The sequence below is a fragment of the Thermoanaerobacterium sp. R66 genome (assembly GCF_028895185.1).
Classification (GTDB): domain Bacteria; phylum Bacillota; class Thermoanaerobacteria; order Thermoanaerobacterales; family Thermoanaerobacteraceae; genus Thermoanaerobacterium.
On the sequence record NZ_JAEUWW010000001.1, the window covers coordinates 763863 to 778073 of the forward strand.

General features: G+C 33.7%; 12 protein-coding genes. All 12 read right to left on the reverse strand.

Annotation, left to right across the window (positions count from 1 at the left end):
* Positions 1-17 precede the first annotated feature (17 nt).
* Positions 18-2120, reverse strand: coding sequence for a polyribonucleotide nucleotidyltransferase (locus tag JJQ93_RS03720; RefSeq protein WP_274892790.1), 2103 nt, complete (start codon positions 2118-2120; stop codon positions 18-20).
* 80 nt (positions 2121-2200) lie between these two features.
* Positions 2201-2467, reverse strand: a complete 267-nt coding sequence (gene rpsO / locus JJQ93_RS03725; RefSeq protein ID WP_013788055.1) for a 30S ribosomal protein S15 — start codon at positions 2465-2467, stop codon at positions 2201-2203.
* A gap of 100 nt (positions 2468-2567) precedes the next feature.
* Entirely contained in the window at positions 2568-3500 is a 933-nt protein-coding gene (locus JJQ93_RS03730; RefSeq protein WP_274892791.1) for a bifunctional riboflavin kinase/FAD synthetase, read from the reverse strand.
* Complete coding sequence (gene truB / locus JJQ93_RS03735) at positions 3501-4370, reverse strand: tRNA pseudouridine(55) synthase TruB (protein WP_274892793.1); 870 nt, start codon at positions 4368-4370, stop codon at positions 3501-3503.
* 6 nt (positions 4371-4376) lie between these two features.
* Positions 4377-5330: a DHH family phosphoesterase gene (locus tag JJQ93_RS03740; RefSeq protein ID WP_274892794.1), complete on the reverse strand. Its 954-nt coding sequence runs from the start codon at positions 5328-5330 to the stop codon at positions 4377-4379.
* A complete protein-coding gene (gene rbfA, locus JJQ93_RS03745; protein WP_014758690.1) occupies positions 5327-5686 on the reverse strand; it encodes a 30S ribosome-binding factor RbfA in 360 nt (119 codons plus the stop codon). Before rbfA ends, JJQ93_RS03740 begins: the two co-directional genes overlap by 4 nt.
* A gap of 14 nt (positions 5687-5700) precedes the next feature.
* On the reverse strand, positions 5701-7755 hold the full coding sequence (infB, locus tag JJQ93_RS03750) for a translation initiation factor IF-2 (protein ID WP_085111953.1): 2055 nt from the start codon (positions 7753-7755) through the stop codon (positions 5701-5703).
* On the reverse strand, positions 7742-8062 hold the full coding sequence (locus JJQ93_RS03755; RefSeq protein ID WP_014758688.1) for a L7Ae/L30e/S12e/Gadd45 family ribosomal protein: 321 nt from the start codon (positions 8060-8062) through the stop codon (positions 7742-7744). The genes infB and JJQ93_RS03755 overlap by 14 nt, the downstream gene beginning before the upstream one ends.
* Positions 8055-8324, reverse strand: a complete 270-nt coding sequence (rnpM, locus tag JJQ93_RS03760) for an RNase P modulator RnpM (RefSeq protein ID WP_038069276.1) — start codon at positions 8322-8324, stop codon at positions 8055-8057. Before rnpM ends, JJQ93_RS03755 begins: the two co-directional genes overlap by 8 nt.
* Positions 8325-8341: 17 nt before the next feature.
* A complete protein-coding gene (nusA, locus tag JJQ93_RS03765; protein WP_274892795.1) occupies positions 8342-9379 on the reverse strand; it encodes a transcription termination factor NusA in 1038 nt (345 codons plus the stop codon).
* 18 nt (positions 9380-9397) lie between these two features.
* Positions 9398-9853, reverse strand: coding sequence for a ribosome maturation factor RimP (gene rimP, locus JJQ93_RS03770; protein WP_274892796.1), 456 nt, complete (start codon positions 9851-9853; stop codon positions 9398-9400).
* A 125-nt stretch (positions 9854-9978) separates the two neighbouring features.
* Positions 9979-14211 carry a PolC-type DNA polymerase III gene (locus JJQ93_RS03775; RefSeq protein WP_274892797.1) on the reverse strand — a complete coding sequence of 1411 codons (4233 nt, stop codon included), beginning with the start codon at positions 14209-14211 and terminating at the stop codon, positions 9979-9981.

Genomic DNA, 14211 nt, shown 5'->3' on the forward strand with positions numbered 1-14211 from the left:
ATAAGCGGTTTATGCATTTACACTTCTTTGTCACTTTTAGTTTCTTCTGGCAAAGCATCTTTCCTCGATAAATTAATCCGTCCTTGTTTATCAATTTCTGTCACTTTTACCAAAATTTCATCACCAATATTTACCACATCTTCAACTTTATTCACATGTTTTTTATCTAACTTAGATATGTGAACCAATCCTTCTTTACCAGGAGCAATTTCTACAAAAGCGCCAAATGAAGCCAGTCTTGTCACTTTTCCTAAATAAATTGAACCTACTTCTACATCTTTTGTTATTGCTTCAATGATCATTTTAGCTTTCTCGCCAGCTTTTAAATCGGTTGATGATATAAATACTCTACCATCGTCTTCTATATCTATTTTAACACCTGTATCTGCTATTATTTTGTTTATTGTCTTGCCACCTACTCCAATTATATCCCTTATTTTTTCAGGATCGACGTTTAAACTTATAATCCTTGGAGCATAAGGAGATAATTCCTTTCTTGGCTCTTTTATAGTTTCTAACATCTTATTCAATATGAATAACCTACCTTTTCGAGCCTTTTCTAAAGCTAACGAAAGGATATCGCGATCGATGCCAGCTATTTTTATATCCATTTGTATTGCCGTTATCCCTTTTTCAGTACCAGCAACTTTGAAATCCATGTCACCAAGAAAGTCTTCTATTCCCTGTATATCTGTCAGTATAGATACTATATCGCCCTCTTTAATAAGACCCATTGCAACGCCTGCAACTGGTGCTTTAATTGGAACACCAGCATCCATAAGGGCCAATGTACTTCCGCATACACTTGCTTGTGAAGTTGAACCATTTGAGCTTAACACTTCAGAAACCAATCTGATTGTGTAAGGAAATTCCTCCTCTGAAGGTATCATAGGCTCTAATGCCCTCTCAGCCAGTGCACCATGCCCTATTTCTCTCCTTCCTGGACCTCTTAATGGCCTCGTTTCACCTACGCTAAAAGGAGGGAAATTATAATGATGCATATATCTCTTAGATTCTTCGTCACCTAAACCATCGAGAATCTGTATATCGCCAAGAGGACCTAATGTTGCCACTGTCATAACTTGCGTTTGACCACGAGTAAATATAGCTGAACCATGTGTACGAGGCAAAACGCCGACATCGCATGTTATTGGCCTTATATCATCTAAACCTCTACCATCTACTCTTATTTTTTCTTCAGTGATCATTTTTCGCATCTGTTCTTTTGTAATTGTATATAAAACTTCATCAATATCTGCAAGGTTGTCTGGATATTCATCTTTAAAATGTTCTAAAACTTCTTCCTCAACTTTGTCTATATTATCGTTTCTTTCCTTCTTCTCTTCTGTTCTCAAAGCATTATATATTTTTTCAGTTGCAAATTCCCTAACCTGTTGTTCTAAGTTAGCATCTATTTCATGTACTATTACTTCCGCTTTTGGAAGTCCTACTTCTTTTACAATGCCTTCTATAAATTCTACTATCTGTTTTATGCATTGATGAGCGTACATTATTGCATCTAACATTACTTCTTCTGTAACTTCATTGGCACCAGCCTCAACCATCATTATGGCATCTTTTGTGCCTGAAACAGTCAAATGCAGATCACTTTTTTCTCTCGCTTTTAAGTCAGGATTTATTATGAAATTCCCATCTACAAGCGCTACTGATACAGAACCTGTAGGCCCGTTAAAAGGAATATCAGATATGGATAAAGCAACTGAAGAACCTATCATTGCCACTATCTCCGGCTGAACATCAGGGTCTACAGATAAAACAGTAGCAATAACCTGCACATCATTCCTATATCCATGTGGAAATAATGGCCTTATTGGTCTGTCTATTAATCTGGACGTCAATATTGCTTTCTCAGTAGGTTTACCTTCCCGTTTAATAAAACCACCAGGTATTTTACCTACGGAATAAAGCCTCTCTTCATAATCAACACTTAAAGGGAAAAAGTCAACTCCTTCTCTTGGTTCTTTAGAAGCGCAAGCAGTAACCAGCACAACTGTATCACCATATCTAACAAGAGCGCTACCATTAGCTAGTTGTGCAAGTTTTCCAGTTTGAACGATTAATTTTCTCCCTGCAAGATCGAGTTCAAAAATCCTTTCCATATTATCCTCCTTTCATCCTTTTAATATATTTTTTCAAATATTTGAGCATTAATACAGAAAAAAGAGCGAGGTTACCCGCTCTATTTTCTTAAATCTAACTTTTCAACGATGGCACGGTACCTATCCATATCTTTCTTCATTAGATAATTTAATAATCCTCTTCTCTGACCAACCATCTTAAGCAAGCCGCGTCTTGAATGATGATCTTTTTTATGAACTTTTAAATGTTCATTTAAAGAGTTAATCCTCTCAGTGAGTAAAGCAATCTGAACTTCTGGAGAACCAGTGTCTTTCTCATGAATCCTATTCTCAGCGATTATTTCATTTTTTCTCTCTTTGTTTAGCATGATTTCACCTCCACTCATAAATTCGCCAAATAGCATTGACATCGCCGGTGAACGAATATCAAAGCTATGGTAATCACGGATATAATTTTATCACAAAAAATCAATTATGTAAAATATATTTATAAGATTTTGCTAAAGCATAATCATTTTTCATCTGTTCTATAAGTTCTTTTTCGCTATTGAATTTTATTTCATTTCGAATACGCTTAATAAATTCAATTTCTATAAACAGCCCATAAATATTTTCATTAAAATCTAAAATATACGTTTCAACAGATAAATTATTGACATTAAAAGTCGGATTTATTCCAATATTTGTTATACCGAGAAAGCGTCTATTGCCTATTTTTACTTTCGTTATATACACGCCATTTAATGGTAAGATACAATCCCTGTCTATCCTAATATTAGCCGTTGGGAATCCTAACTTTCTTCCGATTTTTCTACCACTAATGACATACCCTTCTAAGCTAAAATATCTCCCAAGACATTTGCTTGCTTCTTCTACATTTCCTTCCTGGATCAAAGAACGTATAAAGCTACTACTTATTGGAATATCGTTCAATTTTATAGGTTCAACAATATATACTTCATAATTATAAATCTTCGAAAAATTTTTTAAAAGTGAAACATCACCATTAGCATTGTATCCAAATCTATAATTATCCCCTACAACTGCAATTTTCATATTTAACTTGTTAATTAAAATGTTCTCAATAAAAGCCTTGGGAGATAACAATGAAAAATCCTTATTAAAGTCATAAATTATAGCGTAATCTAAATTAAATTTAGAAAATTCCTCTATTTTTTTTCTGTTGGTTGTCAATAGCTTCTGATAATCATTTTTGTATATCGTCTTTGTCGTATGTTGTTTAAATGTAAATACAGAGCTCGTCATTTTATTTGTTTTTGACAATTCTACTGATTTTTTAATTAGTTCTTGATGTCCAAGATGGATACCATCAAAGTTTCCAAGAGCGATTACTTTTTTATCATTGTATTTTTCTGTATTGTACTCATCTATTATTATCACTTAGCCATCAGCTCCAAATAACAATCGTTCAACATAGATTCTATCACCTACAACTTTGCCAACGCCAACAAAGAAATGTTCTGGACTGTACAATTTTATAAATTCAGCATCTACATTTGTGTATTTATTTTTCACAGGATTGCCATGCACAATCTTATGATAATCATCATTGCTAAGACAAACATCAGGAAATGTTATAATATCATCCATTTTCATTATTTTGTACTTTCCACTTACAACTTCTTCTAATGTAAATGAATTTTCTAAAGTAAATGATCCAACGCTTGTTCTAATAAGCATTGACATATATCCTGAAATATTCAAATAATCACAAATATCACGAACAAGAGCTCTTACATATGTTCCTTTTGAGCATTTTACATCAAATATAATTTTGTATGGTGCCTCGTAAGATATCACATTAATGTCATATATAGTCACAGGAGAAGGCTTGATATCAATAGTTTTGCCTTCTCGTGCATATTGATAAAGTTTTTTTCCGTCAACTTTTTTAGCAGAGTAAATAGGTGGAATCTGTAAAATATCGCCTTTAAATACACTTTCAATTTCTGATATTTTATACTGTTCCAAAATTTTAACAGGCGTTACACTTGTAATATTTCCAAATTTATCAATACTATCTGTAGAGAAACCAAAAGTTATTTCCCCTCTATACGTCTTTGTCTGCGATACTACATACTGAGCCAATTTCGTTGCTTTACCTATACATATAGGCAATACACCTGCTGCCCCCGGATCAAGAGTTCCCAAATGGCCTATTTTTTTTATATTAAAATTTCTCCTTAAAAAGGATACTACATCATGAGATGTCATGCCCGGCGGTTTCAAAATATTTAAAAAACCATCCATTTTCAATCACTCATCGATTTCAAATTTTATTAAATCTAAAATTTTTTCTTTTACATCATTTATACTGCCTTCTGTTAAGAATCCTGATGCTCTTACATGACCACCACCGCCAAATTCTTTAGCCAGTTTATTTACATCCACATACTTTTTAGAGCGTAAACTTCCTTTTACAAAATCACCTTTTTCAACCAGCATAACAGCGATTTCCACACTATCTATATCTCTTCCATAATTTATAATATTCTCTACATCTTCTAATTTTGTATTTGTGCTAAGAAAATCTTCATTTGATATCTCCATATACGCAACTTTTCCATCAAAATAAAGTTCCATATTGTTTATAACTCTGCCTATTAGCTTAAGCTTCTCATATTTAATATTATGAAAAACAATATTGGATATTTTATCCACAGAAGCACCGTTATTTATTAAATCACCAGCAACTTCATGAGTAAATGATGTAGTTGAGCCGTACATAAAATGTCCTGTGTCTGTAACGACTCCAACATACAGACATTCTGCGATTTCTTGGTCCAAATCAATACCTAATATTTTTATCAATTGATATACTATCTCAGATGACGAAGCTGCATTGGTATCTACGTAATTCATAGTAGCATACAAAGTATTTGAAATATGATGATCTATATTTATTGACTTAGGGACCTTTCTAAGCAATTCTTTTGCCTTTCCCATTCTATCTGAATCAGCGCAATCTACAGCTATAAGCAAATCTGCTGATATGTCAAATGGTTTTGTGATTTTATCTGTGTATGGCATAAATCTATAGATCTCAGGTATATCATCATCAATAAATATAGATACATCTTTTCTCAATTTATTCATGGCCTTGTATAATGCAGTAACACATCCTATTCCATCACCATCAGGTGATACATGCGTTACAATAGCTATTTTTTCAGCTTCTCTTATTGAATCCAACATATCATTTAAAATCATTTGTCTTCACTCTCTTGACTATCTAAATCTCTTAAAATCTTAGAAATATGAGCACCATATTCTATCGAATTATCAAGTTCGAAAATCAATTCAGGAGTATATCTTAACTTAATCCTTTTTCCTAATTCATGTCTTATAAAACCAGTTGCACTTTTTAAACCTTCTATAGTGTTTTTCTTCTCGTCATCATTTCCATAAACGCTAATATAAATTTTTGCATAACGCAAATCTTTTGAAACCTCGATATCTGTTATGCTAGTCATACTGCTTATCCTTGGATCCTTTATCTCTTCGAATATCATTTGGCTTACTTCTTTTTTTATTTCTTCTGATAAACGTCCAATTCTATACTGCACATTAATTCATCCTTTCAACGAGGTATTTCCTCCATCTGATATGCTTCCAGCACATCACCTTCTTTTATGTCATTAAATCTTTCTATACCGATTCCACATTCAAAACCAGATTGTACTTCTTTTACATCATCTTTAAATCTCTTTAACGAAGATATTTTCCCTTCAAAAATCACTATGCCATCTCTTACTAATCTTATGTTTGCATTTCTGGAAATTTTACCTTCTACAACATAGCATCCAGCCACATTCCCTACATTAGGAACTCTAAATACTGCTCTTACTTCTGCTTTACCTAATTCTTTTTCTCTATACTCTGGTTCCAACATACCCTTCATAGCTGCTTTTAAATCATCAATTGCATCATAGATTACTCTATATAACCTTATATCGACTTTCTCTTTTTCTGCTAAAGACTTAGCCTTGCTATCAGGTCTTACATTAAAACCGATTATTATAGCATTAGACGCGGAAGCAAACATAACATCAGTTTCAGTAATAGCACCAACCGCTCCATGGATAACTCTAAGTCTAACATCATCATTACTCAATTGCTCAATTGAGCTTTTTAATGCTTCCACAGAACCCTGCACGTCAGCTTTTAATATTATATTTAACTCTTTTACATTGCCTTCTTTTATTTGATTAAATAGTTCATCAAGAGATATCTTTTGCTTTTGCATCATTTCTTCTTCTCTAAACTTTTCCTTGCGTTTTTCGGCAATTGAACGAGCTTTTTTCTCATCATCCAATACAACAAGTATGTCTCCTGCCTTTGGAACATCAGATAGTCCCAAAACTTCAACAGGTATTGATGGTGATGCTTTTTTAACCTTCCTACCTTTATCGTCAAACATTGCTCTCACTTTTCCATAAGCTGTGCCAGCAATTATTACATCACCTGTTTTTAGTGTTCCCTTTTGTACTAAAACTGTTGCAACAGGACCTCTGTTTTTGTCAAGTTGTGCTTCAATGATTGTACCTCTGGCTGGCCTATTTGGATTTGCCTTTAATTCTAACATTTCCGCTTCCAACAATATCATTTCAAGCAAATCATCAAGCCCAATATTTTTTTGCGCTGAAACATTGACACATATTGTACTTCCGCCCCAATCCTCTGGCACCAAACCATATTCCACCAATTCTTGCTTAACTCTATCTGGGTTCGCATTAGGTTTATCAATTTTATTTATGGCTACAATTATCGGAACATTTGCAGCTTTAGCATGGTTTATTGCTTCTATTGTTTGAGGCATAACACCATCATCCGCTGCTACAACTAATACAGCAATATCAGTCACGCTGGCACCTCTCGCTCTCATAGCCGTAAATGCTTCATGTCCTGGTGTATCCAAAAACACGACTTTTTTGCCATTTATTTCTACAACAGATGCACCAATGTGTTGCGTAATTCCTCCAGCTTCACGTTGAGTAACGTTTGTCTTTCTGATTGCATCCAGCAAGGATGTTTTTCCATGATCTACATGACCCATCACAGTTATTACAGGTGGTCTGGGCAGAAGATCTTTTTCGTCATCTTCTTTGTCTATGATTTCAAGATTATCTTCATTTTCCTCTTTTTTTTCTAATAAAAAGCCATACTCTTCAGCGATTTGCGAGGCATTTTCATAGTCTATTTGTTGATTTATTGTCACCATTATTCCTTTGGATATCAATTTCTTTATGATATCTGAAGGATTTATTTTCATTTTTTCAGATAGCTCTTTAACAGTTATAAACGCAGGTATCGATATTATTTTAACAGAATCATCTTGTGGTTTATTGTTATCGTCCTTTGCTTTTTTGGCATCTGACTTTTTTTGCTTTTTGTTAGACTTTTTAGGCTTTTCATCAATTTCGTCATATTCTTCTACTAATTCATCGGTCTCTTTTTCCTCTTTTTCGGTCAATAAATCTATTATTAAACTTACTTCATCATCTTCTAACGTGCTCATATGATTTTTTACATTAATATCTAAATCATTTAACTTCGAAATCAATTCCTTGCTCGTAATTTTTAGTTCTTTTGCCAACTCATAAACTCTTGTCTTTGACATTTTATTCACCTCCATTAGTTAGAACCTCCTTTGCTTCAGCTAATAGTTTGTTAGATAGGTTTTCATCTGTAATGCCAATCACCGCTGTATCGTCTCTCCCTATGCTTTTGCCGATATAAGACATATTACCAGCGATTATATATAAAATGTTTTTAGAATTACATAAAGATATAAACTTTTTCTTTGTATTTTCAGAAGCATCTTCCGCTATAATAACAAGACGAACACTTGATTTAGCAATTCCTTTTTCAACTGGCAACCTTCCCGGCAATAATTTTCCTGCTCTCCTGCACAACCCCAGCATAGAATAAAATTTATTCATTTGAAACCTCTTTTCTGATTTGTTCAATAATATCTTCAGTTAATGAAGTTTCCAATGCCCTTTCTATTTTTTTTGATTTTAAGGCTTTTTCTACACAATCAATGTTTTTGCAGACATAGCAACCTCTCCCAGATAACTTACCTGTCAAATCAACTTGGACTTCATTGCTATGCGCTTTTTTGACGATTCGAAGCAACTCTCTCTTTGGCTTCATTTCCTGGCAACCAAGACACATTCTCATTGGAACTTTTTTGGACTTCACGTTATCAACCCCAACCTTTAAGATTTAGCAGTAGATTCACTTGTTATGTCTATTTTCCATCCTGTTAGCTTAGCAGCTAATCTTACATTTTGTCCTTCTTTGCCAATTGCAAGAGAAAGCTGATAATCAGGTACGACGACTCTTGCTATTTTTTCTTTTTCATCAATATCAATACTTAAAACTTTAGCCGGACTTAAAGCGTTAGTTACAAATTCCTGTGGTTTTGAGCTCCATTTTACGATATCTATCTTTTCACCCTTTAGCTCATTTACAACAGCTTGTACCCTTGCGCCTTTGTAACCTACACATGAACCCACCGGATCAACATTTTCGTCTTTTGCGTACACAGCCATCTTCGTCCTTGAACCAGGTTCTCTTGAGATGCTTCTAATTTCAACGATACCTTGTTGTAATTCTGGTACTTCCATCTCAAAAAGCCTTTTTACTAGTCCTGGATGCGAACGTGATATCAGTATTTGCGGACCTTTTGTAGTCTTTTTAACTTCTACTATATAGACTTTTATTCTATCTCCATGTTTATAAGTTTCGTTTGGAATCTGCTCATTTGGCGTCAAAGTAGCTTCAGTTTTGCCTAAATCAACTAAAACATTCTTTTTTTCTATTCTTTCTACAATCCCAGTGACTATTTCTGATTCCTTGCTTAAAAAATCTTCATATACAATGCCTCGTTCTGCTTCTCTTATTCTTTGAACAACAACTTGTTTAGCATTTTGTGCCGCTATTCTTCCAAAAGATTTTGGCGTAACTTCAATATCAACAGTATCACCAACAAGGTATTTCTTGCTTAGTTTTTGAGCTTCTTCCAAACTTATTTCAAGCAAATCATTATATACATTTTCGACAACCGTTTTTTGGGCATAGACTTTAACATCACCTGTTTCACGATCCATCTTTACTTTGACATTCTGAGCTGTTCCATAGTTTTTTTTGTACGCCGAAACCAATGCAGCTTCTATTGTCTCAAACATTGTCTCTTTTGGAATGCCTTTATCTTTGCAAATTTGTTCAAGTGCCTCAATAAATTCGCTGTTCATTATTTCCCCTCCTTTAATCTAAAATTTTATAACAGGTTTAACCAAACTAACATTTTTTATATCAAATTCTCTTTTCCTGCCATCGTCAACAATGATTACTTTATCATCTTCAAGGCCTAAAAGCTCCCCTTCATACTTTTTCTTTTTATCTATCGGTTGATATAATGAAACTTCAACTAAACTGCCTTTGAATTTTTCAAAATCCCGTTTTGTTTTTAATGGTCTATCTATTCCTGGTGAAGAAACTTCAAGTATATAGCTATTATCTATTGGATCTACTTCATCCAGCTTTTCACTTAAATATTCACTTATAATTTGACAATCGTCTAAGCTAACTCCTCCATCTTTGTCTATATAAACTCTTAGATACCAATTGTTGCCTTCTTTTTTGTATTCAACATCAACCAATTCAAAATTGTTTTTTTCTATGGCGGGAGTAACAAGCTGTCTTGTCAACTCTTCAATCTTTGACAATTTGATAACCTCCTTGTAGCTCATTATTTTATATATATAATACGAAAGAGTGGGAAACCCCACTCTTAAGTTCCATCTCTATTTTGCCATATCAATTATAACATACACAAATAACCAATGCAACATTAAAATAAACTTAATTGATTTGATTCAGGAATATCCTGTAAGCAACCATGCTGCTTTAAAATGTCAATAACAGTTTTACTGATTCTCGTTCTATTTCTCAAATCTTCTATTGATAAAAATTTGCCTTTTTCTCTCTCTTCAGCTATTATCTTCGCTGCTTGCTTACCTATACCTTCCAATGAGTTCAACGGAGGTAAAATGCCATCTTTTGTAATTAAAAATTTCACCGCATCAGATTTATACAAATCAATATTTGTGAATCTTAGACCTCTAAGGTACATTTCAAGACCAACCTCTAATATTGTCAATAAGCCTTTCTCCTTTGCTGTAGCATTATTGCCCTTAGATTCGATTAGCCTTATATTTTCTTTGATTTTTTCTAACGAATCCATCATATCCAAATTAAATTCATCAGCTCTAACAGTAAAATACGTAGCATAAAAAGCCTCAGGGTGGTGCACTTTAAAATAAGCTATCCTAAAAGCCATTATGACATAGGCAACTGCATGGGCTTTAGGAAACATGTACTTGATTTTTTGACATGACTGAATAAACCAATCAGGCACATTATGGTTTTTCATTTCATCTATTTCTTCGTCTTTTATGCCCTTTCCTTTTCTAACGCTTTCCATTATCTTAAAAGACAGTTTCTTATCAAGCCCTTTGCTGATAAGAAATAACATTATATCATCTCTTGTAGAGATTACCTCTTTAAGTGTGGCTTTGCCTTCTTTTATTATGTCCTGTGCGTTATTAAGCCAAACATCCGTGCCATGTGATAGTCCGCTTATTCTTACAAGTTCTGCAAAAGTTGTGGGCTTTGTATCAACCAGCATTTGTCTTACAAATTTCGTTCCAAATTCAGGCAATCCTAAAGTGCCTACTGTACAATTTATATCTTCTGGATTTATGTTAAGTGCTTCTACACTTGTAAAAAGGCTCATCGTCTTTTTATCATCTAATGGTATTTCTCTGGCATTGATTCCTGTCAAATCTTCCAGCATTCTTATTACAGTAGGATCATCATGACCAAGTATATCAAGCTTAAGCAATCTTCCGCTTATAGAATGATAATCAAAGTGTGTTGTTATTATGTCTGAATCTTGTGCATCTGCAGGATGCTGTATTGGTGTAAAATCGTAAATATCTTTGTCTTTAGGAACGACCATAACGCCACCTGGATGTTGCCCTGTAGTCCTTTTGGCACCAGTACAACCCATGACTAACCTCTTGATTTCTGCATTATGAACCGTTAAATTTTTTTCTTCGAAATACTTTTTCACAAAGCCGTATGCTGTTTTATCAGCCAATGTACCAATAGTTCCAGCTCTAAAGACGTGACCTGTACCAAATATTTCTTCTGTGTACTTATGTGCTATCGGTTGATAATCTCCTGAAAAGTTTAAATCTATATCTGGCTCTTTGTCCCCTTCAAATCCAAGGAACACTTCAAATGGAATATCATGCCCATCTTTTCTCATCTTTGTTCCGCATTGTGGACAATCTTTATCAGGCATATCCACACCAGAACCATAACTTCCGTCTAATATAAACTCCGAGTGCTTGCAATGAGGGCAAATATAATGAGGTGGCAGTGGGTTAACCTCGGTTATTCCACTCATGGTTGCCACAAATGATGAACCGACTGAACCCCTTGAACCAACTAAATAACCATCACTCAGTGATTTTGTAACTAACTTTTGAGCTATAATATACATGACAGCATAGCCATTATTTATGATAGAATTTAACTCTTTGTCCAGCCTTTTTTCAACTATTTCTGGCAATTTTTCACCGTATATTTCATGAGCTTTGTTTAATGTCAATTTCCTAAGCTCTTCTTCTGCACCTTCTATTGACGGAGGAAATGTTCCATCTGGTATTGGTTTAACATCTTCTATAGAATCTGCTATTTGATTAGGATTGTCTATGACAATCTCCTTTGCAATCTCTCTATCAAAATAATCAAATTCTCGCAGCATTTCATCAGTTGTTCTGAAATAAAGTGGTGGTTGTCTATCAGCATCTTTAAACCCCTTTCCATACATGAGTATTTTTCGATACACATTATCCCAAGGGTCTAAAAAATGTACATCACACGTTGCAACAACCGGCTTTTTGAGTTGTTTGCCTAAATCATAAATTCTTTTATTTATTTTAATCAATTCTTCTTTGTTTTTTACCTCACCCTTATCAATTAAAAATTCGTTATTTCCTAAGGGTTGCACTTCTAAATAATCATAATAACTGACGATTTCATGTAATTTATCGTCATCAAGATTTGATATAAGTCCTCTAAAGACTTCGCCTTGTTCACAAGCAGAACCAATTAACAATCCTTCTCTCATTTGCGACAAAAGACTTTTAGGAATTCTCGGATTTCTGTGAAAATACTCTAAATTTGACCTTGATACCAATTCATAGAGATTTCTCAACCCCTTTTGATTCTTGACAAGTATAATCACATGATATGTAGGCATTTTTTTTATGTCAACCTTGTTTTTTAAATAATCATTTATTTCATTTACTTTTTCTATTCCGCTTTCTTTCAGCTTATTGATGCTTTTAATAAAAATTTCAGCAGTTGCTTTAGCATCGTCTACGGCTCTATGATGATTTTCAAGTGACACACCAAGATGCTGCGCTACAGTATCCAGTTTGTAATTTTTTAGATTTTCATACATGTGCCTACTTAACTCTAAAGTGTCTAAAACGGGATTGTCCACTTCCATACCAAGATTTCTGGCCTTTGTCTTTATAAAAGTCACATCAAAGTTTGCATTATGCGCTACAAGAATAGAATCCTTTATAAAGTCCAAAAATTTAGGCAAAATTTCTTCAATAGATGGGTACTCTTTAACCATGTCGTCTGTTATGCCAGTCAATTTTGTTATAAATTTAGATATGTGAACTTGTGGATTCACAAAAGTCTCGAATGTATCTACTATTTGACAATTTTTTATCTTAACAGCCCCAATTTCAATAATATTGTCATTAATGCTTGAAAGACCGGTAGTTTCAATGTCAAATACAACAAAGCTGCCATCGATAGTCGTAGATGTGCTTCCGCTGACGATTGGAACACCATCGTTGACAAGATAACCCTCTACACCGTAGATGACTTTAACACCATATTTTTTCGCAGCACTTTGAGCTTCAGGATAAGCCTGCAATACAGCATGATCTGTTATTGCAATCGCTTTGTGCCCCCACTCTGATGCCCTTCTGATTAAAGACTCTGCAGAGCTTACTCCATCCATGCTGCTCATTTGTGTATGTACATGCAGCTCTACCCTTTTTTGTGGATGAGAATCTACTCTGACAGATTTCTCGCACAGTTCTACGTCTTTAGCATTCAATATTAGATCTCTTTCATATTTATCGTAAATAACAGTACCACGCACTTTTACATTGCTTCCTATTGTCAATCTGTCTTTGATTAAATTGTATTTTTCACCATTTAAAAATGCTTTAACTGTAAATGAAGATGTAGTATCAGTAATATCAAAAGTCATCAGATATTTAGATTTTATTTCGCGAAAATCTATTGAAAAAATTTCACCTTTTATTGCAACATCATCGCCTTCTTGAAATACATCGCAGATCTTTACAACTTCTGTATTTATTTCTTTTCCAAGCAATACTTTGCTGTCATTATCATCCACGTCACTTTCAATTTTTTGGCTACTTTCTGTAGGACTTGTGATGATGTTATTTGCCAAGATTTCTTCGTCCTTTTTGATTTCTTCATGAAGTTTGTCATATATTGCTTCATCAAAATCTAAAGCAAAATTTACGTCTAGATCATAATATTCTTTTATCAATTCGCCAATGTACGCATCGATTTTGTTTTTCTTAAGAAAATTAAAAGATACTTCATTTGATGCCTTTATTATTACATGTTCCTCATCTTTAATCGATACATGACATGATTTTATAAAGCTTAAAGTGCCAGGATATTTTTCACTGGCTTTTTTTATAATATCGTCCCAATAATCATTTAAAATGGAATACACATCAATGTTATTTGTGCCTATAAATTCAAATTCTATATTAGAAAGTAGAGGGATTTTTGATTTAATAGTAGATTTTAAAGATTCTAATTTTGAAACATCTTTTTTAAAATTGAAAGGCAAAAACAGTATAAGCTTTCTTTCCTTTAGACATAAACTTATCTTATTTATTTTTATATCGCTTATACCTAATTCCTCTTTAAGAAAAGAAGGTAGCAT

Coding starts and splice junctions, on each gene's coding strand:
- JJQ93_RS03720 (WP_274892790.1), bottom strand. CDS start 2,120: ATGGAAAGGATTTTTGAACTCGATCTTGCAGGGAGAAAATTAATCGTT.
- JJQ93_RS03740 (WP_274892794.1), bottom strand. CDS start 5,330: ATGATTTTAAATGATATGTTGGATTCAATAAGAGAAGCTGAAAAAATA.
- nusA (WP_274892795.1), bottom strand. CDS start 9,379: ATGAACAGCGAATTTATTGAGGCACTTGAACAAATTTGCAAAGATAAA.
- rpsO (WP_013788055.1), bottom strand. CDS start 2,467: ATGCTAAACAAAGAGAGAAAAAATGAAATAATCGCTGAGAATAGGATT.
- JJQ93_RS03775 (WP_274892797.1), bottom strand. CDS start 14,211: ATGCTACCTTCTTTTCTTAAAGAGGAATTAGGTATAAGCGATATAAAA.
- JJQ93_RS03755 (WP_014758688.1), bottom strand. CDS start 8,062: ATGAATAAATTTTATTCTATGCTGGGGTTGTGCAGGAGAGCAGGAAAA.
- truB (WP_274892793.1), bottom strand. CDS start 4,370: ATGGATGGTTTTTTAAATATTTTGAAACCGCCGGGCATGACATCTCAT.
- infB (WP_085111953.1), bottom strand. CDS start 7,755: ATGGAGGTGAATAAAATGTCAAAGACAAGAGTTTATGAGTTGGCAAAA.